27 protein-coding genes and 1 tRNA gene are annotated in these 19,747 nt (G+C 47.0%); 25 read left to right on the top strand and 3 right to left on the bottom strand.

What is annotated here, in order from left to right:
* The first annotated feature begins 1 nt into the window (after position 1).
* The 8 genes from ICN48_RS05695 to ICN48_RS05730 all read left to right on the top strand — a co-directional run bounded on the left by ICN48_RS05695 (position 2) and on the right by ICN48_RS05730 (position 5,195).
* A complete protein-coding gene (locus ICN48_RS05695; RefSeq protein WP_216152744.1) occupies positions 2-382 on the top strand; it encodes a hypothetical protein in 381 nt (126 codons plus the stop codon).
* A complete protein-coding gene (locus tag ICN48_RS05700) occupies positions 379-1,077 on the top strand; it encodes a hypothetical protein (protein WP_216152745.1) in 699 nt (232 codons plus the stop codon). The genes ICN48_RS05695 and ICN48_RS05700 overlap by 4 nt, the downstream gene beginning before the upstream one ends.
* A gap of 11 nt (positions 1,078-1,088) precedes the next feature.
* Positions 1,089-1,715 (top strand): hypothetical protein, encoded by a 627-nt coding sequence (locus ICN48_RS05705; RefSeq protein ID WP_216152746.1) that lies wholly within the window; start codon positions 1,089-1,091, stop codon positions 1,713-1,715.
* 8 nt (positions 1,716-1,723) lie between these two features.
* A complete protein-coding gene (locus ICN48_RS05710; RefSeq protein ID WP_216152747.1) occupies positions 1,724-1,921 on the top strand; it encodes a hypothetical protein in 198 nt (65 codons plus the stop codon).
* A gap of 76 nt (positions 1,922-1,997) precedes the next feature.
* Positions 1,998-3,542: a phage tail protein gene (locus ICN48_RS05715; protein ID WP_216152748.1), complete on the top strand. Its 1,545-nt coding sequence runs from the start codon at positions 1,998-2,000 to the stop codon at positions 3,540-3,542.
* 69 nt (positions 3,543-3,611) lie between these two features.
* Positions 3,612-4,043, top strand: a complete 432-nt coding sequence (locus ICN48_RS05720; RefSeq protein WP_216152749.1) for a hypothetical protein — start codon at positions 3,612-3,614, stop codon at positions 4,041-4,043.
* A gap of 89 nt (positions 4,044-4,132) precedes the next feature.
* Entirely contained in the window at positions 4,133-4,528 is a 396-nt protein-coding gene (locus ICN48_RS05725; protein WP_216152750.1) for a hypothetical protein, read from the top strand.
* Positions 4,529-4,691: 163 nt separating this feature from the next.
* Positions 4,692-5,195 (top strand): HK97-gp10 family putative phage morphogenesis protein, encoded by a 504-nt coding sequence (locus tag ICN48_RS05730; RefSeq protein WP_216152751.1) that lies wholly within the window; start codon positions 4,692-4,694, stop codon positions 5,193-5,195.
* Here ICN48_RS05730 and ICN48_RS05735 read toward each other — a convergent pair.
* Positions 5,192-5,464, bottom strand: coding sequence for a hypothetical protein (locus ICN48_RS05735; protein ID WP_216152752.1), 273 nt, complete (start codon positions 5,462-5,464; stop codon positions 5,192-5,194). The genes ICN48_RS05730 and ICN48_RS05735 overlap by 4 nt on opposite strands.
* 2 nt (positions 5,465-5,466) lie before the next feature.
* Between ICN48_RS05735 and ICN48_RS05740 the strand changes: the two genes are divergently transcribed.
* From ICN48_RS05740 to ICN48_RS05815, 16 genes are all read left to right on the top strand, one after another.
* Positions 5,467-7,377: a hypothetical protein gene (locus tag ICN48_RS05740; RefSeq protein WP_216152753.1), complete on the top strand. Its 1,911-nt coding sequence runs from the start codon at positions 5,467-5,469 to the stop codon at positions 7,375-7,377.
* A 2-nt stretch (positions 7,378-7,379) separates the two neighbouring features.
* On the top strand, positions 7,380-8,153 hold the full coding sequence (locus ICN48_RS05745; RefSeq protein WP_216152754.1) for a hypothetical protein: 774 nt from the start codon (positions 7,380-7,382) through the stop codon (positions 8,151-8,153).
* Entirely contained in the window at positions 8,150-8,335 is a 186-nt protein-coding gene (locus ICN48_RS05750; protein ID WP_216152755.1) for a hypothetical protein, read from the top strand. Before ICN48_RS05745 ends, ICN48_RS05750 begins: the two co-directional genes overlap by 4 nt.
* On the top strand, positions 8,328-9,479 hold the full coding sequence (locus ICN48_RS05755; RefSeq protein WP_216152756.1) for a hypothetical protein: 1,152 nt from the start codon (positions 8,328-8,330) through the stop codon (positions 9,477-9,479). The genes ICN48_RS05750 and ICN48_RS05755 overlap by 8 nt, the downstream gene beginning before the upstream one ends.
* Positions 9,479-10,159 carry a phage baseplate assembly protein V gene (locus ICN48_RS05760; protein ID WP_216152757.1) on the top strand — a complete coding sequence of 227 codons (681 nt, stop codon included), beginning with the start codon at positions 9,479-9,481 and terminating at the stop codon, positions 10,157-10,159. The genes ICN48_RS05755 and ICN48_RS05760 overlap by 1 nt, the downstream gene beginning before the upstream one ends.
* Complete coding sequence (locus ICN48_RS05765; protein ID WP_216152758.1) at positions 10,156-10,539, top strand: phage tail protein; 384 nt, start codon at positions 10,156-10,158, stop codon at positions 10,537-10,539. The genes ICN48_RS05760 and ICN48_RS05765 overlap by 4 nt, the downstream gene beginning before the upstream one ends.
* Position 10,540: 1 nt before the next feature.
* Complete coding sequence (locus tag ICN48_RS05770; RefSeq protein WP_216152759.1) at positions 10,541-11,668, top strand: baseplate J/gp47 family protein; 1,128 nt, start codon at positions 10,541-10,543, stop codon at positions 11,666-11,668.
* A 1-nt stretch (position 11,669) separates the two neighbouring features.
* Positions 11,670-12,332, top strand: a complete 663-nt coding sequence (locus ICN48_RS05775; protein ID WP_216152760.1) for a hypothetical protein — start codon at positions 11,670-11,672, stop codon at positions 12,330-12,332.
* 76 nt (positions 12,333-12,408) lie between these two features.
* On the top strand, positions 12,409-13,968 hold the full coding sequence (locus ICN48_RS13845) for a phage tail protein (RefSeq protein ID WP_255539486.1): 1,560 nt from the start codon (positions 12,409-12,411) through the stop codon (positions 13,966-13,968).
* A 13-nt stretch (positions 13,969-13,981) separates the two neighbouring features.
* Positions 13,982-14,563: a hypothetical protein gene (locus ICN48_RS05785; protein WP_216863758.1), complete on the top strand. Its 582-nt coding sequence runs from the start codon at positions 13,982-13,984 to the stop codon at positions 14,561-14,563.
* A 60-nt stretch (positions 14,564-14,623) separates the two neighbouring features.
* Complete coding sequence (locus ICN48_RS05790; protein ID WP_255539487.1) at positions 14,624-14,878, top strand: hypothetical protein; 255 nt, start codon at positions 14,624-14,626, stop codon at positions 14,876-14,878.
* A 2-nt stretch (positions 14,879-14,880) separates the two neighbouring features.
* Positions 14,881-15,159: a hypothetical protein gene (locus ICN48_RS05795; protein ID WP_216152761.1), complete on the top strand. Its 279-nt coding sequence runs from the start codon at positions 14,881-14,883 to the stop codon at positions 15,157-15,159.
* A 196-nt stretch (positions 15,160-15,355) separates the two neighbouring features.
* Complete coding sequence (locus ICN48_RS05800) at positions 15,356-15,841, top strand: lysozyme (RefSeq protein ID WP_216152762.1); 486 nt, start codon at positions 15,356-15,358, stop codon at positions 15,839-15,841.
* On the top strand, positions 15,838-16,395 hold the full coding sequence (locus tag ICN48_RS05805) for a hypothetical protein (protein WP_216152763.1): 558 nt from the start codon (positions 15,838-15,840) through the stop codon (positions 16,393-16,395). Before ICN48_RS05800 ends, ICN48_RS05805 begins: the two co-directional genes overlap by 4 nt.
* Complete coding sequence (locus ICN48_RS05810) at positions 16,392-17,024, top strand: phospholipase D-like domain-containing protein (RefSeq protein WP_216152764.1); 633 nt, start codon at positions 16,392-16,394, stop codon at positions 17,022-17,024. The genes ICN48_RS05805 and ICN48_RS05810 overlap by 4 nt, the downstream gene beginning before the upstream one ends.
* Positions 17,011-17,466 (top strand): hypothetical protein, encoded by a 456-nt coding sequence (locus tag ICN48_RS05815; RefSeq protein ID WP_216152765.1) that lies wholly within the window; start codon positions 17,011-17,013, stop codon positions 17,464-17,466. Before ICN48_RS05810 ends, ICN48_RS05815 begins: the two co-directional genes overlap by 14 nt.
* A 302-nt stretch (positions 17,467-17,768) precedes the next feature.
* On the opposite strand, the gene ICN48_RS05820 is transcribed toward ICN48_RS05815, so the two are convergent.
* Positions 17,769-17,844 (bottom strand) — tRNA-Asn (locus ICN48_RS05820).
* Positions 17,845-17,865: 21 nt separating this feature from the next.
* Between ICN48_RS05820 and thiD the strand changes: the two genes are divergently transcribed.
* Complete coding sequence (gene thiD / locus ICN48_RS05825) at positions 17,866-18,744, top strand: bifunctional hydroxymethylpyrimidine kinase/phosphomethylpyrimidine kinase (protein WP_216152766.1); 879 nt, start codon at positions 17,866-17,868, stop codon at positions 18,742-18,744.
* 42 nt (positions 18,745-18,786) lie between these two features.
* On the opposite strand, the gene thiE is transcribed toward thiD, so the two are convergent.
* Positions 18,787-19,713 (bottom strand): thiamine phosphate synthase, encoded by a 927-nt coding sequence (gene thiE, locus ICN48_RS05830; RefSeq protein WP_216152767.1) that lies wholly within the window; start codon positions 19,711-19,713, stop codon positions 18,787-18,789.
* Positions 19,714-19,747: the final 34 nt, after the last annotated feature.

A 19,747-nucleotide genomic window follows, 5' to 3' on the forward strand; every position in this document is an offset into this window, starting at 1 on the left:
AATGTTAACCGACGCACAAAAGGCAGACGTCCGGCGCTTTGCTGGATATGGCAGTTTTGGCTCTCAATCATTGCCCGCCTCTGGCTATCGGTTTTCAACCCAGTACGGCGTGCTTGAATATAAGCTCAATAACTTTAGACCCGAGGAAGAGGCAACTCTTACAACGGTCTTTTTAGCCAGACTTTATCAACTAGAAACTGATCAGGTCGATCAAACTTCGCAAAATCTTGATACGGATGAAGCTGCAGTTTGGAAGCACAACAAAAATGAGCACCGAGACCGACGAGCATTGTATTTTGATTTTCGCCGTCAAATGTGCGGGTTTATTGGAATACCACCTGGGCCTAACCTTGGTGGCGGTGGAATAACGGTCATCGTATGAACGCAGCTCAAATACACGCCAAGATTTATGCAGGTAGGGCAAAGGCGGCATTGCGACTGGGATTGGTCTACAACGTATATAGACCAATCCAAGCCACCGACCCTTTAAGCAATCAGATCCTGAGTATTAATGCCGCATTTAATGCTGGTGATAGTACTTACAAATCCCCAAACCTACCAGGCGATCCTATTTGGTATGGCGATTTTGATGGGCGCTTAACCCGACCTGGCGACTATCTGATTCATTCGGAAAATCCAACAGACATTAAATATATTGCAGCCCAACAGCAACTATTGCCAATAATCTGCATTGACTGCAATCGGTTTATTCGGATTGCGAGAGCTGCCCCTCTTGGTGCTGTGGGTGCGGTAGGTGCCCTTGGGTATAGCGGTATTGCAGATACGAGCACCGAGTCATCTGATGTGCTTGGTGTTAACCCATTAAATAACAACGGCACTTTTATTGGCTGGCCTTGCTCAATGATCTTTGGCAAGGGCAGACTAAGAAATGCTGAGGCATTACCAAGCGGAACGTCTGAGCAGATGGGATCGATGGTTTACCTCCCAATATCTGTACCAATTGTGGTGGGTTCTGGCGATAGGCTGATTGACGATCTTGGCAGGATGTTTGTGGTTAATGGTGCCGAGCAGTCTGATATTGGTTGGCGAATTAATGCAATAGAAATGCATCCTTAAGAGAGTGGTACATGGCAGACATTACAGACGTTGGGCAGGCTTTGGTTGCATTGATTGCAGGCGCAGCTTATCCAAATGGTAATGCCGCCCCCTCTATTGGAAATTGCCCAGTTCTTGTTTATCAGGGATGGCCCAACCCAGAGCAGTTAGCCTCTGATCTTCCGATCGGTAAGGTGCATATTTCTGTTTTCCCTCGCCCTGGTGATAAAAAAACTTGGGTGGGGCAGGGAACTCCGCAGGCTGGAACCACAAACCCTGATGGGTCTGTAAATTACTTTCAAGAAATCCAAAGGCGCAAGCGTGATTTTCAGATAACGGTTTGGGCTTCTACCCATGACTTGCGAGATCCTGTTGCAAAGGCTATTGATAGCGCCTTGGCGAATATCAATGTGTTGCCTGTGTCAGATGGCAGTAGCGCAATTTTGCGGTACTCAACTAGCGCTCAGGATGATAGCAGTCAAAAGCAGGGTATTTATCGGCGCGACTTGTTTTATTCGGTTGAATACTCAATCGTGCTTACTTCGGTGGCATGGCCTGTGACTAAGCACGTTGTCAATGTCAATGTTTCTGCCCCGCAAGCCAATCCTTCGCCACCAGCAACACCAGGTAGCGCCAACCTCAACATAACCAATACATAGGTGAATTCATGCATTTAATTGCAAACCAACCATTTACAGCTAATGGCAAGTCATATAGCCAAGGCCAATCAATTTCCGATGCCGGCGAGGTGAAATTTATTCTCGAAAACGGATCAGAGCATTTCGTCACAAAGGTTGCAGATGCTCCGGTAGCAGATGTCGACACTGTTCAAAGCGCTCAGGTAGCGAAAAAGACAGCAAAGTAATTTCGCCCGACCGCCTTAAATGGTGGATTTCAATTTTTAGGTCGCTATATGCGGCCTTTTTTATTTTGGAGGTTTTATGCCTATTGTTCAACAAGGCCAAATTAATCCTATTGGATCGAACGTCCCTAACTGGTGGGTGCAAATCATGCAGCCAAGCGCTGCTCCCATTGTCGGCGCGCAATCCAATGTTTCTGCATTGGTAGGTACAGCATCATGGGGTCCAGTCAATCAAATTGCCTATGGTGGTGGCATTGCTGACTACAAAGCCCAATTTGGCCCAATCATGCCTCGCAAATACGACATGGGCGCTCATGTAACGATTCAGGGTATGCAAGGCGCGAGCATGTTTATGTTCGTGCGAGTTACCGACGGAACCGATACATCGGCTACAGGTACGATTACAGCCGCAAGTGCTGCTGACGCTACTGCTATTGCATTAGCCATTAACTCTGGTCAAAGCTCAATTCGTGGGGCTTCTGCGTTGATCAACGCCTCTGCCAATAATGCTGTCGTAACTCTGAGCAGTAAGTACACCGGCAGTTATGGCAACAATACGGCTATTAGCGTTGCCACTGGCACTCGCTTAAACACCACAAAAGTAACGGTATCAATGCCAGGTCGAAATGTGGAAACATTCGATAACTTGGGCGCTGCATCCGCAACTGTGGCAAGCATTACATTGGCTGGCGGTACTGATGGATACACAGGCGTAACTTCCACTTCATTGGTTGGTGTTGATGGCACCAATCGTACCGGCATGTATGCATTGCGTAAAAGTGGCGCTGCCGTTGTATCACTCTGCGATGCTGATGATTCCACTCAATGGGCTAGTCAGGCGGCATTTGGACTTGGTGAGAACTGCTATGTCATTGGTACAGGTCCTGCAGGCGACACGATCGCTAATGCTGTTTCAACCAAGAATACGGCTGGAATCGATAACTGGTGCTTCCGGTTGCAATTCGGTGACTGGACTTACTTCAACGATACCGATAACGGATTGATTCGCTTGGTATCTCCACAGGCGGCTATTGCTGGTTTGCGAGCTGCTTATGCTCCGCACCTCTCGCTGTTGAATCGCCCAATGCAGGGCATTGTCGGTACTCAGCGTAATGGCTTGCCAGGCACCTCAGTAACACGTCCATACTCTGATGCTGATTTATTGCAATTGGCAAATGCTGGTATCGACGTGATTAGCAACCCTTCTGTGGGCGGCAACTTCTTCTCATCCCGCATTGGTCACAACACTTCAAGCAATCCGCTGACGCGTGGCGATAACTACACATCATTGACTAACTTCATTGCTAAGAGCATTGGTGGCTGGTCAGGTCAATGGGTTGGTAAATTGCAGACGATCGATCAACGCCGTCAGGCAAAAGCTGGATTAGATGGCTTCTTTGCAAGCCTTCAAAACCAAGGAATGATCGGCGCTGTTAACGGTGGCCCAGCGTTTTGGACAAAATTAGACGCAGGCAATAACCCTTTATCTCAAGTCTCTTTGGGTATCGAGCAAGCCGATGTCAAGGTTCAATACTGGTCCGTAATTGAAACCTTCCTCGTCAACGTTGAAGGCTCACAAGCCACGGTTATTCCAAGCGGCGCACCAGTGCCAGCGGCTCAATAACTAAATACTTTTTACTAACACCTAAGCCCTCATTCGTGAGGGCTTTTTCCATTATTGGAGGCATCAAATATGAGTACTCTTGGACGATCAACCGGACGTGACTTAAGCATTGCAATTGTGGCTGGCGATGGCACAAATTTCAATCTCGGAAATATCCTTGATTTCAAGCCAAAGCAAGAAATCACCAAACAGCGAGTTAAGCCAATTAACGGAAAAAATGCTGAGTTAGTCCACATCGATGGTTGGAGTGGAAGTATTCAAGTTGAACGTATGTCAGCCGATATTGATAACTACTTTGCAACGCAAGAAAAAAATTATTACAACGGAATCAGCAGTCAGCCTTGCACCATGCAGTTAACAATTAATGAACCAAATGGTTCTGTTACTCAATGGAGATTTACAGGCGGTACATTGACTTTTGATAACGCTGGCGATTGGCAGCAAGATAAGTCTGTGTCGCTGACCATCGGTTTCTTTTTTAGTTCTCGCGAACCAATTTAAGACTTATGCGTGGCTAAGGTCATTCCTGAAAAGCGGGGCACACCTCCCGCCTGCCACGCACCTTTAATGGTGATTTTGGAGAAGTGAAAATGTCTGAAAATACAAATAAAGTTGGCGATGTAAATGTAACCCTCAAACCAAGTGAGCAGATCGCAAGAGCTGCCGCAAAGGAATTTGAGGTTATCGACGATTTAGGCCGAATCATTAAATTGAAGAAGCCAAACCCATTGGCGAATTTAGATTTTGCGAAGGCTTCGGGTGGTGAAAAGCTCAACGTGAGCTATTTATCTGAGGTATTTCACCTTAAGTATGTTGCTGGCATTGATGGCGACATAGTCATTACGCCAAGCACCGAGGGTGAATTAAGGGCTCTATACAAGCGCCTGGGGGATGAGGGCAACCAAGCCGCAATGCTTGGTGTCATGGAGCATTTCCTTAATCCTCAGTCTGAGCAGAAAAGTGATTCAGAACTAAAAAACTCCTAGAGGACAACGCCATAAGCGATTGTTTATGGCTTGTCCACAATGGAGTTCCTTTTGATGTCGCCTTTTCTCTTGATGATGTGACGAGAACTGCTTTTGCTATTACATTTCAAGAATTTAATGGCGCTGAGTTTGATCTCAATAGCATGACTTTTAAGGACAAATCATGAGGTCATTTGAAGATCTTGGTTCATTCGCAGCCGAGCTAATTGCTGTTGAGGTTGGCTTTCACATGCAACTTGCTCATGGGCTTGAGAAGGTGGCTCAAAAGGTTGAAAAAACCGCTAAAGATGAGATTGGTGAATATCAAGAGGCTATTGGACCATTCCCTGACTGGGAGCAGTTAGCAGATAGCACCAAAGAAGATCGGGTTAGGAGGGGCTTTACTGAAAACGACCCCTTGCTTCGGTCTGGCGCCTTAAGAGATTCAATAGGCCATCAAACGGATGTCAATAGCCTGGAAGCCGTTGTTGGTTCAACGTCAGATATTGCCGTTTATCAAGAGCTAGGTACGGAAAAGATACCGCCTAGACCATTCCTTGGTCCGGCTGTTGAGCAAAACCGTAATGCAATTAAAAAGATTGTAGGTGGCGCAGCAATTAGAGGTTTGCTGGGTGGTGGCTCAATACCCGCTGAGTTGGAGTATGACCACGATATTCATGAGGGTTAGAACCAGCTAGAAACAATTGCGTAGAGAACTATGCAAGCAACGAGTATCAGAATTAAAGAGAAGCCCCCAGCAATCAAAGAGTACATCAGCACAAACAATTTACCAGCCCAACTGAGGCGCGCCTTTTCGCTATTGCCATCCATTTCAATTAATGGGTTGCTTCCGTGGCGTTGCCAGTTAGGGCGCTTAGATTCTTGGCGAATGTGTGGGTACTGAATAAAGCTAAATTTATTCGCTAAAAACTCTTGGATGCGTTCAAAGAAAGTCATATATGAGCCTAGATGCTTACAAAGTTGCGGTAAAGATAGCGCTGGTTGAAAATGTGACCGCTGGCCTTGCCAGCATGTCTAAGCATTTTGCCACAGCAAATTTGGGCGCAAAAGAGCTCAATGCCCAGCTCAAAAGCATTGGTCAAACCGCCATGCTGGGCGGTGGATTGGTTGCAATAGGTGGTTTAGGGCTTCATTTGATGAAAGGGCCGCTTGAAGAGGCTAAGAAATATCAAAACCAAATGGCAAAGCTCCAGGCCCAGGGTGTTGGGGATGCGGCATTAATTCAAGCTGACAAGTATTCAAAAGCACAGCGCATTATTGGCGCCAGCTCGACTGATACGCTCAAGATGCTGTCTGAGGCTAATTCCGTACTTCGCGATATGCATCATGCTGAAGAGGTAACGCCCATGCTTTTGAAGATGAAGTTTGGCATTGAGTCCGTAATGACTCAAGGTGGGCATGGCGGTGGTCATGGCGAAAAAGCAGAGCGCATGTTTATGGATGCGCTGAAAGTAGGCGAGTTGCGTGGAGCCCTTATAGATCAGAGCACTGGGAAATTTAGCGCAGAAAAGTTCAAAGAGACAATGGACTTTATGACTCGCGCCTATACAGCGTCTGGTGGTTTGGTAAAGCCAACCGAGTATTTAAATATGATTAAAACTGGCGGTATTGCTGCCAAGTCTTTGTCTGATCAGGCGTTTTATTTTGGGCTCATGCACATGGCTCAGGAGCAGGGCGGTAGTCGTACCGGTACTGGCTTGATGTCGGCATTCCAAAATATGTATATGGGCCGTACTACTCAGCAGGTGGCTGAGGAAATGAACAAAATGGGCTTGCTCCAAAAGGATAAGCTGCATTATGGAAAGACGGGACACCTAGCTAAGATCGATGCTGGATCACTAAAGGATGCAGACCTTTTCCGAACCGATCAATTCAGGTACATGAATGAAGTCATGTTGCCTCAGTTACGGGCAAAAGGCATTCAAGACGGCGAGGCCATGAAGATGGAGATTGCTAAATTGTTTAGCAATCGAGTTGGCGGCAGTCAATGGGTAACGATGTACCAAGAGCGTGCCAATATTCAAAAACATATTGATGCTGCAAAAAATGCGCTCGGTGTTGATGATCTTGCAAAACTTGGCGCCACAACATTAAGCGGCAAAGAAGTTGACTATGAGGCTAAGTTAGCAAGTCTCAAATTAGAGCTTGGACAGAAGATATTGCCATTAGCCGTTAGATCTCTAGAGTTATTAATTAACGTGATTGATAAGGTCACCCAATTTTCACAATCCTACCCAGTTCTAACTAAGTTTATTGTTCAGGCTTTCGCGATCGTGTCAGTTTTGGCGGTTTTAGGTGGCTCATTATTGCTATTTAAGTCTGCGCTCATGGGCTTGTCATTGCTTAATCCTGTTGCTCTTGGATTAAGGGCTGTCGCTATGGCTAGCGCCCCACTTGCCATTGGTGGCGTAGCTGTTGCCCCCGTTTTATTGGGATTGGGCGCATTGGTGGCCGCTGTTGCTGGTCTTTCCTATGTACTGCCTAAGATTTTTGGTGATGGCATTCATGACAAAGATCATCCTGGCCAACACTTTGAGCGCCATGGTCGTGGTGCCAATAATGGCGTGTGGGTGTATGACGATGCCACCAAGAAAAATGATGCTGTAAAGCAAGATCATGCTGGACAACACTTTGTTAGGGCTGGGCGTGGCGGTACTTGGGTTAATAACAAGCCCTCAGCTGATGGTGGCAATCAAAAAACCATTCAAGTGAAAACGGAACTTAATGTTGATGGCAGAAAGTTAGCCGAAGCCGTTAGTCAGCACCAAGCAAGAGAGGCATCCCGCCCTGGTGCAGGCGCTCCTACTTATGACCCATCTATGGGCCCTGTTCCTGTTGGATTGAATTAACTATGGCACCTGATACATCTTTAGTGCTTGGAACATTTCAATTTGATGGTGTTGAGGTCCCAGAGGAAATCGGCTTTGGTGGTGATCAACGTCTAAACGTTCACGAGCTAGTTGGTGGCGTAAGAAAAATTGATGTAATGGGCGAGTCTCCATCAATGATTGAGTGGAGTGGGCTATTCATGGGTCAAGGCGCAATTGATCGCGCCAAAATGATCGATGGCATGCGAATTGATGGCTTGCCATTGGTTCTCTCGATGCATGACTACATGTATAGCGTGCTGATTCGTTCGTTCAAGTACAAGTTTCAGCGTTTTTATAAATCCCCTTACAGCATTTCGCTTGAAGTGATTTCAGACCTGACAAGGCCTGCGCCGCTATCGAGCACAGGCATTAATCAGGCAATTAATGATGACCTAGATAAATCCAGTGGATTGGCTGGCTTGATAAATGATTCGGGCTTATCGTCGGCAATGGCCGATATTCGTACTGCTACTGCAGAAATCAAAGATTTTGCGAAGGCAACTCAATCGCAGTTAAATCAAGTAATTCAGCCTTTGGTCCAGGCAAGGCAGCAAGTGGGGCAACTTATCCAGGCTACAAACTCAGCCGTAAGTTCAGTCACCACTCTTGGGGGAATTCTTCCTGGGAACCCAATAGCAAAGCAGGCAAGTGCATTGATTAATCAAACTGCAAATGTCAAGAAGCTCACTAATCTAGTTTCGATGAATGCAACGCTTGGTAGCCTGACCAACAACTTAGGATCCATTGGGAAATGAGCAAGCAAATCACAGTTGCTGGTGGGAATCTTTATCAGATTGCCGCGCAGCAGTATGGCAACCCAATGGGGTGGGTGCAGATAGCGCAAGCCAATGGACTTAGCGATCCAAAGTTGGTCGGACTGGTGGCCTTGATTATTCCGCCATACAACGGCGATTCAACAGGGGTGTGGAATGCCTAGCTTAAATATCACTCCCGCCACGCCATCCTCACGTCAGCCAAGGGGCGCAGTAAAGATTTACTACCTTGATGATTATGGCAATTCAGTTGGCGAGATTGTGCCTGGATGGACTTCATGGGAGGTTGATAACAATGCCTATCGCAGTGCCGACACTTTTCGAGTAAAGTTTTCCGCTGCATTGTTGCCAGCCACAAGGGATATAAATTGGCTTTCAAATCAGGCAAATATTGGCGTTGAAATATTTGCTAATGAGAGTCCATTGGACCCAAATAACTATGTGCCACTGCAGGCTGATAGTTTGATTTTTGGAAGCGTTGATGATATTGCTTATGACCCAGTTCTAGGAGCTCTTGAGCTAACAGGCCGAGACTTAACCGCAAAACTGATTGATACCAAAACCAGTGAGCATTTCAAGGAAAAGACTTCTAGCCAGATTGCAGCAGTTTTGGCAAAGCGTCATGGGCTTGGTATTGGCAACATTGTCGCAACCACAAAAACGGCTGGTTATTACTATGCCCACGATCATTCCAGCACCACTCAAGAGCAAAGCGAATGGGAGCTTTTAACCTACCTAGCGAACTTGGAAGATTTTGATGTTTATGTCAAAGGTCGGGATCTGTATTTCCAGCCTCGCGTCGCATCAAGTGGTGACTACATCATTGACTGGAAGGCTCCCGATGCTAGTCATGGTTATGCCATATCCAATGTTGTGGATCTGAGGTTTACAAGAGCTTTGCATATCGCAAAGGGTGTTGTTGTTGAAGTCCATAGCTGGAACTCAAAAAGCAAAGCTGGCTTTTCAGAAACTTGGCCTAGAAATGCAAAGGCTATAAAGCCTGGGCAAGCCGAGGCAAGATCGCAGGTCTATCGCTATACATTCCCTGGGCTTGATCGTGATAAGGCCCAGCAACGAGCACAAAGCATCTATAAGCAGATCGTGGCTCATGAAATGCGGCTTACGGGGTATTTGCCTGCGGACAGTATTTTGGATTGTTCAAGAATGATCGTGGTTCAAGGCACTGGCAGCTCATTTGATCAAGCCTATTACCCTGAAAGCGTAATGCGCTCCATGAGTATGTCTGAAGGTTATCGCATGAATATCAGGGCTAAGAATACTGGCCCTGTATTGGAGAATCCGCAGTAATGAATCATTTACTCAACCAGCTGAAATCAACCGCACAGCAGGCCACTCAGGGGCGTGCAAATACGCGACACGGCACTATTTCCAGTTATGACGCTGGCGCATACGCTGTGAAGGTCATGCTTCAGCCGGATAACGTGGAGACTGGTTGGCTACCGCTTAAATCAATCTTCATTGGGAATGGCTGGGGAATTTTTTGCCCTCCTTCCATTGGCGATGCGGTTGAAATCGACTATCAAGAGGGCGATAACGAAGTAGGCTCAGTTGGTATGCGGTTCTTTAATGACCAAGATAGACCGCTTCCTTGTCCGTCTGGTGAGTTTTGGTTGGTGCATAAAAGTGGGGCCTCAATCAAATCTACCAACAATGGAATGCTTACGCTATCGGACCCATCGGGCACCGTACTTCAGCTTTCAAACGATGGCAATGTCCGCATCACTGGAAATTTGATTGTCAGTGGAAACACAACGACTAAAGGCAATACAGAGACCGACGGCACGACATTAAGCAAGGGCGCTATCACTGGTCAGGGCGGCATGGCTGTCAGTGGTGGTAATGGCGCATCTGTGGCTGGTAATTTGGCTGTCAGTGGTGGTGATGTAACAGCCGATAGCATCAGCCTGAAAAACCATCTGACCGCAGGCGTACAGCCTGGATCAGGAACATCAGGAAAACCACAATGAGCTTAAATGATCTATCGCATTACATAGGCGGTGATTTATCCCCGTCCGGTACTGGCGACATGCAAACGGCTAACGGCATTCTGAGAGGCAAACAGCGTATCTTGCGAAGATTGCTAACCAATCCAGGCGATTACATTTTTCAGCTTGATTACGGCGCTGGTTTGCCGCAATACATTGGTCAATTAGCCGATATTCCTAAGATTACTGCCCTCATTAGAGGGCAGATTCTTTTGGAAGATTCGGTGGCAAAAACTCCGGCACCGGTGGTTAATGTGAAAGCGATTAATGGCGGTGTATCTGGTGGGTTTTCGGTGGAAATTTCTTATACCGATGCCTCAACGGGTGAGCAAACCAGTTTGAACTTTAATGTGAGCAAGTGATATGTCTAATTTACAGGCGCAAGATTTTCAAACGCTAGTACGCAATCAAGTTGCGGCAATTCAAGGTAGCAGTACCCAGCTGGTGGATCTATCTGTTGGGAGCATCTTGCGCTCAATAGTTGAGGCTTACAGTGCGGTAGCTCTTTGGTTGCAAAGTTTGATTTTGCAGTTACTGGTTGTTACGCGCGCAGCCACCTCAAGCGATGCCGATTTAGATTCTTGGATGGCTGATTTTGGGCTTGTTCGCCTGCAGGTAGTTGCGGCAAGTGGATTGGTGACGTTCTCACGGTTTACCCCCACAGCTCAAGCAATCATCCCCATTGGTGCTATTGCTCAAACTGCGGACGGTACACAGCAATATGCTGTTGTGGTTGATGCCACAAATCCAGCCTATAGCGCTGCTCTTGGGGGTTATGTTTCTGCCGCCGGCAATGCATCCGTTAATGTTCCAGTTATTGCGGTTTCTGCTGGTGCCGCCGGCAATGCATCCGTTAATGGGGTTAATACCCTAGGGCAGGCAATACCTGGCATTGATACGGTCACCAATTCCGCAGCGTTTACCAATGGTGCCGACGCGGAGAGCGATACCGCATTGCGCATTCGGTTTATTGCCTATATTTCGTCACTCTCAAAGGCAACTAAACAGGCCGTTGGCTTTGCCGCTTCTGCGCTTAAGCAGGGCTTGACCTGTACATTGGTTGAAAACCAGCAGTACAGCGGTACGGCTCAGATGGGTTATTTCTATTTGGTTGTTGATGATGGAACTGGCTATCCAACATCGTCACTCTTAGCATCGGTTTATAACGCTGTCGATGCAGTAAGGCCATTAACCAGCACCTTCGGAGTATTCGCTCCCATTGTTGTGCTGGCAAATATTGGTATGACGGTTTCAACGGCTGCGGGATATGACCATGCCGCAACTGCTGCACTGGTTTCTACAGCGCTGACAAATTACATCAATGCATTGCCATTGGGGTCTTCATTGGCGTGGACTCGTTTATCTCAGGTTGCTTATGAGGCATCCCCAGGGGTGATTAACGTATCGGCAGTTTTACTCAATGGAGCAACTGGCGACTTGTCTGCAAACAATAAACAGGTCATTAAGGCTGGAACGGTAGCGGTGGCTTGATATGGCAACAGGTGATCAAAATGATTTCTTGTCGAGGATTGAGGCGCTAATCCCTAATTGGTTTAGCGATAGCAATCCAATACTCAACGCTCTTTTGTCCGGTATCGCGTGGGCCAAGGCATTTGTGTACAGCATGATCATGTATGCAACCTTGCAGACTCGCATTAAAACTGCGACGGATGGCTGGCTTGACATGATTGCTTTTGATTTCTTTGGCTCATCTGTCTTGCGCAAGTCTGGTCAATCAGACGCATCGTTTCGCAATACCATCATCATCAACTTGTTTCGTGAGCGTGCAACACGCAACGGCTTAATTAAAGTCTTAACCGATCTAACGGGCAGAGCCCCAGCAGTATTTGAGCCCACTAGACCGCTTGATACTGGCGTTTATGGTGGCCCATTGATCGGTTATGGAGTAGCAGGTGGTTATGGCTCCATGCTCTTGCCATTTCAGGCCTTTGTAACCGCATTTAGGCCAACGAGTACGGGTATTCCGAATGTTGCTGGCTATGGCATTTCAACGGGTGGTTATGGACAGGCATCACAAGCAGAGCTTGCCTCTTTGAGCATGATCCAAGGCGCTGTAACCGATGCGGATATATATGCCGCCATTGATAGCGTGAAACCCGTCGGCACAACCGTTTGGGCTCGAATCAGCAATTAATCGTTGGCGCAGAAAGTTGCGCCCAAATCAGTTTTAACAACCAGCCGCCTTCGGGCGGTTTTTTATTGGATGCAAAATGAAAAGACAGATTGTGTACCCTGGATCTATCCCCTTAGATTCTGACTTGTTAAACACCAATCGAAATACGATGGTGGCAATAGCAAAGGTTGCCGCTGCCATGCTTGGGACGGCTACGATTGTGAATGGACTGGCTTGTAGTCCAACAAGCCCAGTATCTATGCAGGTGCAAGTTGCGCCAGGTGAGATTTATAGCCTTGCCAACTTGGATGGCACAGCCTACGGCTCATTGGCGGCTGATACCGCACATCAGATCCTTAAACAGGGTATTTTGTTGGACGCTGTAACGCTGAGTTGCCCTGCGCCAACCACTAACGGCTTTAGTGTGAATTACCTGATTGAGGCGATCTATCAGGACGTAGATTCAAATGCACTGGTCTTGCCTTATTACAACGCAAGCAATCCTTCTCAAGCATTCTCAGGCGCTGGCAATAATGGCGCAGCTCAAAATACTACCCGTGACGGTGTTTGTACCTTGCAAGTTAAGGCTGGTATTGCTGCAGCTACTGGCACCCAAGTTACACCATCAGCTGATAGTGGATATGTTGGCTTGTGGGTGGTTACTGTTGCTTATGGTCAAACCACGATTACTTCGGCAAATATTGCTCAAGCTATTAATGCCCCTTTCTTGCCAGCAGGAATAGTCCCGTCGATTCAAAGTAGCTCCATGACTTTTGCGATGGATACTGGCACGGTAAATGCGTATAAAGCACAGTACAACCCACCTGTCACGCAGCCTGTTGATGGAATGCTTCTATCATTTAAGGCTAAAAACACCAATACCGGTGCGGCTACATTTTCACCGAATGGTCTAGCCGCCAGCACAATTTATTCTCAGGCGCATGTGGCTTTGCTGTCAGGTGAAATTGCGGCTAATGGCTTTGTTGAGGTGGAGTGGAATAGTACGCTCAATGGCTGGGTTTTGTGTGAAAACACAGGCGGCATTGCTCACGGCACCACGCCAACTGCAGGTGATAACAGTCAAAAACTTGCTACTACAGCCTTCGTGCAGGCCGCAGCTGCCGCCATGTTGGCTTTATCTGGCGCTCCAGGATCGGTAAGTTTCTTTGCAAATACGTCCGCACCAAGTGGATGGCTTAAGGCAAATGGCGCAGCAATATCGCGTTCGACATATTCGGCGCTTTTCTCCGCAATCGGGATAACCTTTGGCGCAGGAGATGGGACAACGACCTTCAACCTTCCTGATTTACGCGGTGAGTTTTTGCGTGCATACGACGATAGTCGTGGGATCGATAGCGGTCGTACTTTTGGTTCGTGGCAAAAGGGTTCTGCAATTGCTGCGAATGCGCCGCAATCTGAAAACTTGATTCATGGTCTTTGCGCTGGAACTGGGTCCGATACTGGACAAACTCATCGCGCCATACTTGGGTATGACGATGATGCAAATTCATCAACAAATTACAGTGGGTCAACCGAATATGCAATTTCCCCAGCTTCAGCAGGCACAAATAGCGGGGACTGGATGCATGGGGTTGGATGGGGTGGAGGCGTTTCACGTCCACGCAACGTTGCGCTGCTTGCTTGCATTAAATTTTAATTGAGAGCTGAAAATGACCAAAATCTATAACTATGACCCTCAATCTGGGGCTTTTATTAATTCATCAAATGCAGATCCATCACCTCTTGAGGATGGGGTATTTTTGATTCCCGCCTTCGCAACAGCTCTAGCCCCTCCTAGCGCCGGCGCTAATCAAGTGGCAGTGTTTGCAAATGGGGCGTGGACTTTAAAAGATATTCCTCAACCTACTGCTGCCCAGAAATTAGCTCAAGCCCAGCAAGCCCAACTAGCCACCATTAGTTCTGCTTGCGCCGCCGCCATAGTCGGTGGTTTTAAATCTTCTGCGCTTGGCAAGTCTTACACATATCCAAGCAACGAGACTGACCAGCTCAATTTATCAGGTAGCGTTATGTCTAGCCTGTTTCCGAATTTACCGGCGAACTGGACAACTCTGCAGGCGTGCTGCGATGAAAATAGTAACTGGGCGTATCTGCCACACACCGTTGCGCAGATTCAACAGGTTGGAATTGACTTTAAGACATTTAAGCTCAATTGCCTAACTCGTAATGCGACTTTGCAAGCGCAAGTAGCAGCCGCAAAGACTGTTGATGCAGTACAAGCAATCAACTTTTAACAGTTACCTATAAACCACTTAAGGCCGCCTTCGGGCGGCTTTTTCATTTATGGAGCGTCAATGAAATACCTTAAAACAGGCTGGGCTTATCTGCGAAAGTACATCGTCGATTTGCTGTTGTGGATTGATGAAGGTGGCAACGCCATCACATTAGGTGATCCGGCAGAAACGATTTCCAGCCGAAGCGCTAAAGCTCGCAATGAGGGCAAGGCTTGGGGCTGTGTGATGTGCAAGTTTCTCGACCTATTTCAAAAGGGGCATTGCGATAAAGCCCTTGAACCCAACCTAGGCAGCGATGCCATTTTGAAAGATTAAGCATGGAAGCATTTTCAACAAAAGAAGTTGTCCAGTTGCTCGTTTACCTATTGATATTGGGTCTCTGGTCTGTGCTTTGGTCAAACTATCAAGACGTCAAAAAGAAGGTCGATCAAACTCAAAAGGAGTTAAGCGAATTCAAGCTCCATGTTTCTGAGTTTTATCACAGAAAAAGCGACCTTGAGCAATTCATGGAGCGCTTTGATCAACAGTTTCATGCCCTGCGTGAGGACATGAAGCGCATGTTTGATTTGCTCGATCGGAAGGCCGATAAGCCATGAAGCTCTACCCAAATTGGAAGACGATTCTTAAAAGGGCATGGTCTATTCGATTTAACGTATTGGCGGCGCTATTTTCTTGCGCAGAGTATCTGCTGCCTTATTACTCAGACTCATTTCCCAAAGGCATTTTTGCGTTGCTATCAATTCTTGCCATTTTTGGGAGCAATCTATCCCGCATTGTTTTTCAGGAAAGCGTATGAATCCAAGCGAGAACCAAAGGCGTATTGCTTCTGCTGTAGCTTTGGCGGTAGCAATAGCAACGCCTGCAGAGGGTTTGCGTAGGTGGGCTTATGACGATACAGGCGGCGTTCTGACTGTATGTAGGGGCCACACGGGCAAGGATGTGGTTCGCGGCAAAGAGTACAGCCTTGCTCAATGTGACGCGCTCATGGATCAAGATATGAAAGAGGCGGTGCTCACTGTTGAGCGCTGCGTGCCTGGATTGCCTGCCAATGTGCTCGGTGCCTTTGGCGACATCGTTTACAACGAGGGCCCTACAGCCGCCTGCAATAAATCGGCTAGTCATGCCGCTAGGTATCTGGCCAGTCATAACTATGTTGCCGCTTGCAAGGAATTGCCGAAGTGGAATAAATCCAAGGTCGGCGGGGTACTTGTGCCTTTGCCTGGATTAACTAAACGCAGAAATGCTGAAGTGGCTGTTTGCCTAGAGGGGCTGTCATGATGTATTTACTTTACCCAGCGCTGGCGCTGGTGAACTTTCTCTTTTCATATTTGATAGCCTACCCATTAGCTTTTGTATTGCCGTTACTTGCAACACAGCAAATGGGTTGGTGCGACAACCAAAGCTATCAAGGTTATGGCCCACGTTTACCAAACTGGCTCAATTGGTTTATGACACCGGATAACTCTTTGGATGGCGACGCTACTTTTAAATTAATTAACGGTACCGGATACTGGGCGCAAGTCAAATGGTTAAGGCGTAACCCTGCATATTCATTCTGCCTTGTTTGGTTGACCCCGCCCTATAACGCCACCTTCTCGGGTGATAACACCATTAAAGACAACCAAGGCGCCAAAGAGGGGTGGTGCCTTGTTAAGGCTGGTGGGCTATTTCAGTTGACCTATGTGAAGCGGATATTTTCCACTGATACATGTCTCTACTGTAATTTTGGCTGGAACATACGTGCTCTGGTTGACAACAACGTAAACCCCAAGCCAAACCCTTATCAAGCCACTTTCGTATTCTCACCACGGCGCTCAGGATTCTTGCCATGAATAATCCATCAACACTCCAAAGATTTAATTTGGATGATTTGGCTCAGTACACCAAAGAGCGTAGTTTCTCGCCTAATTCAAGTTCAGATTTTCGTTTGTTCTACGTTGGCAGAGATAACGTTCACGAAATCCTAAAGCACGTTTTTTCTCGGGCAAGTGTGTCCATTTATCTCAACATGTTTGGGTTTGATGACGATGAGCTTAACGAGATATTGATGCAAAAGGCGCTTGATCCTGACATCACCATGATGATTACCTTGGACAAGTCGCAGGCTGGCGGGGTTCATGAGTCCAAACTGCTTAATGCGGATAAGGCTCACAACCTCAAAGCCTTTAATACGCACTTCACAATCGGGCAATCAGCTACACATCAAATAAGCCATACCAAGGGATTTGTGATTGATGGCGTAGTAGGTGGTGAGGGTTCAACCAATTGGAGCGCAAGTGGCGAGGGCTATTTTGTAGTTGGTGGCAGAGGGCAGGCTGGTGGCTCCAACTTCAAGGCTCAAAACAACACCCAAAGCATCTTTACCTGTCCCGATGCCTTGGCTCGCTTTCAGGCTGAATTAATTAACGAGCACCTTATCGCACAACAACAGCAACAGAAAGCAAATCATGCCAAGTCTTAGTTTCATTTTAGGAGCAATTCTGGCCGTCATTTTGTCATTTGGTGGGGGCTTTGTCGCCGGCGATCATCATCGTGGCGTGGTGGATAAAAAAGATCAGGTAATTGAGATCGCCAAAGGCAATGATGGTGCAAGGGCGGCAGAGCATCAGGCTGGCGCCAAGCAAAACAAGATCGAGAAAAACACTCTGGGAGAGAAAAATGCTATCGAGCAAAAACGCAATCAATACCTTGCTGACATTAACCCTGCTATCGGCTTGCGCCCATCAGGAGCCAGCGTACCAGCCGGCGCAGAAACCAGCTTTGGAATTGGAGGTCAAGCACTCCGATTATCAGGACAGGATGCAATCTACCTTAAACAAATACTTACCAACTTCGCAGCTGAATGTTCGATAAGTGAGGCAGAGCGTAATGAGGTCATCTTGAAGTATGAGGCCTTGCCATGACCGATTTCATTGATCAGGCATCAGAAGATGAGGATAAATTCAGGGATTACTCGGTAGCACGTCAAAGAGCCAAGAATCAGCCCTTAAAGTTCACGGGTAGATGCCTCTATTGCAACGAGGAAATAACGATAGGGCGGTTCTGTAATAAAGACATAGAAGATTGCGCCGACCAATGGGAATTTGAGCAAAAAATGCGTGGGATTATGGGGCTCTTATTTAGAAAATATTAGGCAATTGCCTAATAAACCGCTATTCTTGGACAATAAAAAAGGGGCTACCTGACGGCAACCCCTTTTACTATTTGGCTCCTCGACCTGGGCTCGAACCAGGGACCTACGGATTAACAGTCCGGCGCTCTACCGACTGAGCTATCGAGGAATAAGCCGATATTATAGCAAGATGAAATCACTTCTTCCTACTTCTGTACAGATCCCCAAAGTACTGACCATTGCTGGGTCTGATAGTGGCGGCGGGGCGGGGCTGCAAGCCGATCTCAAGGTGATCACCGCCTTAGGTGGCTATGGGATGTCTGTCATCACGGCAATAACTGCCCAAAATACCTTGGGCGTCACCCGTATTCAGGATGTAGAGCTTGAAGTAGTTGAAGCCCAGATTGATGCTGTTTTAATGGATATTGGTGCTGATATTGTCAAAATCGGCATGCTGGCAAGTCCAGAAATAGTCCGCACAGTTGCTAAATCTTTACGCAAGCACGGTGTGAAACGCATTGTCCTTGACCCTGTTTTGCGTGCTACTTCTGGCGCAAGCTTAGGTGGTGACGATACCGCCCAAGCGATGATCACTGAATTGTTTCCGATTGCCTCGCTCATTACACCCAACATGGATGAAGTTTCTTTGTTACTTGGTCGCGAGATTAGTGGCCCCAACGATTTCAAATTAGCCGCAGAAGAATTACTCGAGATGGGTCCACAAGCAATACTCATCAAAGGTGGCCACTTAGATAGCACGCATACACAAATTACCGATTACCTAATGTGGCGCACACTCGAAGATGGTCTTGAAGTTGTCCAGACAAAAGAATTCAAACACTATCGCGTGAATACTCCAAACACCCACGGCACTGGATGCTCTCTAGCATCTGCAATTGCTACATACCTTGCTGATGGTCATGATCTAGCGCATGCAGTTGCTAAAGCAATTGCCTATGTAGAGGCAGGCCTAGAGGCGGGTCGCTTCTTAAGTATTGGTGAAGGTCCAGGCCCTTTATGGCATATGCATGATTTTTATCAAACAGTACTGCTAGATGAAAAAGATTAGAATTAAAACCAATACTGAACAGAGAAAGAAGCAAAGAAAGCTCTAAGCCTGCATTAATTCTTGTAAGTGCTTAACTGCTGCCCTGGGGTCCTTGGCTTGTGTAATGGCCCTCACTACGGCCACCGAACCAACACCGCTCTTACTAACCGCATGAATACTATCTTGATCAATGCCACCAATAGCTACCAGTGGATAGTTACTCATTAATTTGGCGTACTGATATAAGCGACCAAGCCCTTGTGGTGCTGTTGGCATCTTCTTTAAGTTTGTCGGAAAAACAGCGCCCATCGCAATATAGCTTGGGCAAAATCGATCTGCATAAGCTAGTTCTGCATAGCCATGCGTACTTAAACCCAATCTTAAGCCTGCTGCACGGATCTCTTCCAAGTTGGCATCTACCAAATCTTCTTGACCAAGATGCACACCATATGCTCCTGCGTCAATCGCTTCTCGCCAATAATCATTAATGAAGAGCAGGGTTTTGCTGTCTTTGACGGCAGCAACAGATTCTTTAATCTGTTTTCTGATCTTGGATTTTTCATCCGACTTAAAGCGTAGCTGTACAGTTGGTAATTGGGCATCCACCATACGTTTGACCCAGTCAGCATCTGGCATGACACCGTATAAACCTAAGCGTTTTGGACATTCTCTGAAGGCGTTGGGATTCATGTTCCGAGTCCAAGGCAATAAATCAAAATGCTCTGGTCTGCTGGGCCATTTAAAAGGATTAAAACCGCCATCTTGCAAAGTCATACGTGACCATGCCTTACCTAACACTTTTGCATCTGACTCAATAAACCCCATCTCAATACTGGCTAAAGCACCAGCTAGTTCGTAATGATCAGCAGCGGCTTCATTGTCAATCAGTGGAGGCGGTGAGTTGAGGCTAAAAGCTGGTATCGCAATGCTTAGATCTTCATTGCGATGCGCAGCAACGATTTGGTCTGCAAGATCTCGAATTAGGCTCATGAGTTCAGTGTACTCAACTTGGTGTAACTAAGTA

Source organism: Polynucleobacter sp. JS-Safj-400b-B2 (assembly GCF_018881975.1).
Lineage (GTDB): Bacteria > Pseudomonadota > Gammaproteobacteria > Burkholderiales > Burkholderiaceae > Polynucleobacter.

Bases quoted from the DNA above. Each gene is read 5' to 3' on its own strand.
- ICN48_RS05750 (WP_216152755.1), top strand. From the start codon at position 8,150: ATGAGCAAGCAAATCACAGTTGCTGGTGGGAATCTTTATCAGATTGCC.
- ICN48_RS05705 (WP_216152746.1), top strand. From the start codon at position 1,089: ATGGCAGACATTACAGACGTTGGGCAGGCTTTGGTTGCATTGATTGCA.
- ICN48_RS05695 (WP_216152744.1), top strand. From the start codon at position 2: ATGTTAACCGACGCACAAAAGGCAGACGTCCGGCGCTTTGCTGGATAT.
- ICN48_RS05815 (WP_216152765.1), top strand. From the start codon at position 17,011: ATGCCAAGTCTTAGTTTCATTTTAGGAGCAATTCTGGCCGTCATTTTG.
- ICN48_RS05795 (WP_216152761.1), top strand. From the start codon at position 14,881: ATGGAAGCATTTTCAACAAAAGAAGTTGTCCAGTTGCTCGTTTACCTA.
- ICN48_RS05810 (WP_216152764.1), top strand. From the start codon at position 16,392: ATGAATAATCCATCAACACTCCAAAGATTTAATTTGGATGATTTGGCT.
- ICN48_RS05790 (WP_255539487.1), top strand. From the start codon at position 14,624: ATGAAATACCTTAAAACAGGCTGGGCTTATCTGCGAAAGTACATCGTC.
- thiE (WP_216152767.1), bottom strand. From the start codon at position 19,713: ATGAGCCTAATTCGAGATCTTGCAGACCAAATCGTTGCTGCGCATCGC.
- thiD (WP_216152766.1), top strand. From the start codon at position 17,866: ATGAAATCACTTCTTCCTACTTCTGTACAGATCCCCAAAGTACTGACC.
- ICN48_RS05765 (WP_216152758.1), top strand. From the start codon at position 10,156: ATGAGCTTAAATGATCTATCGCATTACATAGGCGGTGATTTATCCCCG.
- ICN48_RS05745 (WP_216152754.1), top strand. From the start codon at position 7,380: ATGGCACCTGATACATCTTTAGTGCTTGGAACATTTCAATTTGATGGT.
- ICN48_RS05710 (WP_216152747.1), top strand. From the start codon at position 1,724: ATGCATTTAATTGCAAACCAACCATTTACAGCTAATGGCAAGTCATAT.
- ICN48_RS05715 (WP_216152748.1), top strand. From the start codon at position 1,998: ATGCCTATTGTTCAACAAGGCCAAATTAATCCTATTGGATCGAACGTC.
- ICN48_RS13845 (WP_255539486.1), top strand. From the start codon at position 12,409: ATGAAAAGACAGATTGTGTACCCTGGATCTATCCCCTTAGATTCTGAC.
- ICN48_RS05720 (WP_216152749.1), top strand. From the start codon at position 3,612: ATGAGTACTCTTGGACGATCAACCGGACGTGACTTAAGCATTGCAATT.
- ICN48_RS05730 (WP_216152751.1), top strand. From the start codon at position 4,692: ATGAGGTCATTTGAAGATCTTGGTTCATTCGCAGCCGAGCTAATTGCT.
- ICN48_RS05800 (WP_216152762.1), top strand. From the start codon at position 15,356: ATGAATCCAAGCGAGAACCAAAGGCGTATTGCTTCTGCTGTAGCTTTG.
- ICN48_RS05725 (WP_216152750.1), top strand. From the start codon at position 4,133: ATGTCTGAAAATACAAATAAAGTTGGCGATGTAAATGTAACCCTCAAA.
- ICN48_RS05755 (WP_216152756.1), top strand. From the start codon at position 8,328: ATGCCTAGCTTAAATATCACTCCCGCCACGCCATCCTCACGTCAGCCA.
- ICN48_RS05775 (WP_216152760.1), top strand. From the start codon at position 11,670: ATGGCAACAGGTGATCAAAATGATTTCTTGTCGAGGATTGAGGCGCTA.
- ICN48_RS05700 (WP_216152745.1), top strand. From the start codon at position 379: ATGAACGCAGCTCAAATACACGCCAAGATTTATGCAGGTAGGGCAAAG.
- ICN48_RS05805 (WP_216152763.1), top strand. From the start codon at position 15,838: ATGATGTATTTACTTTACCCAGCGCTGGCGCTGGTGAACTTTCTCTTT.
- ICN48_RS05785 (WP_216863758.1), top strand. From the start codon at position 13,982: ATGACCAAAATCTATAACTATGACCCTCAATCTGGGGCTTTTATTAAT.
- ICN48_RS05760 (WP_216152757.1), top strand. From the start codon at position 9,479: ATGAATCATTTACTCAACCAGCTGAAATCAACCGCACAGCAGGCCACT.
- ICN48_RS05735 (WP_216152752.1), bottom strand. From the start codon at position 5,464: ATGACTTTCTTTGAACGCATCCAAGAGTTTTTAGCGAATAAATTTAGC.
- ICN48_RS05740 (WP_216152753.1), top strand. From the start codon at position 5,467: ATGAGCCTAGATGCTTACAAAGTTGCGGTAAAGATAGCGCTGGTTGAA.
- ICN48_RS05770 (WP_216152759.1), top strand. From the start codon at position 10,541: ATGTCTAATTTACAGGCGCAAGATTTTCAAACGCTAGTACGCAATCAA.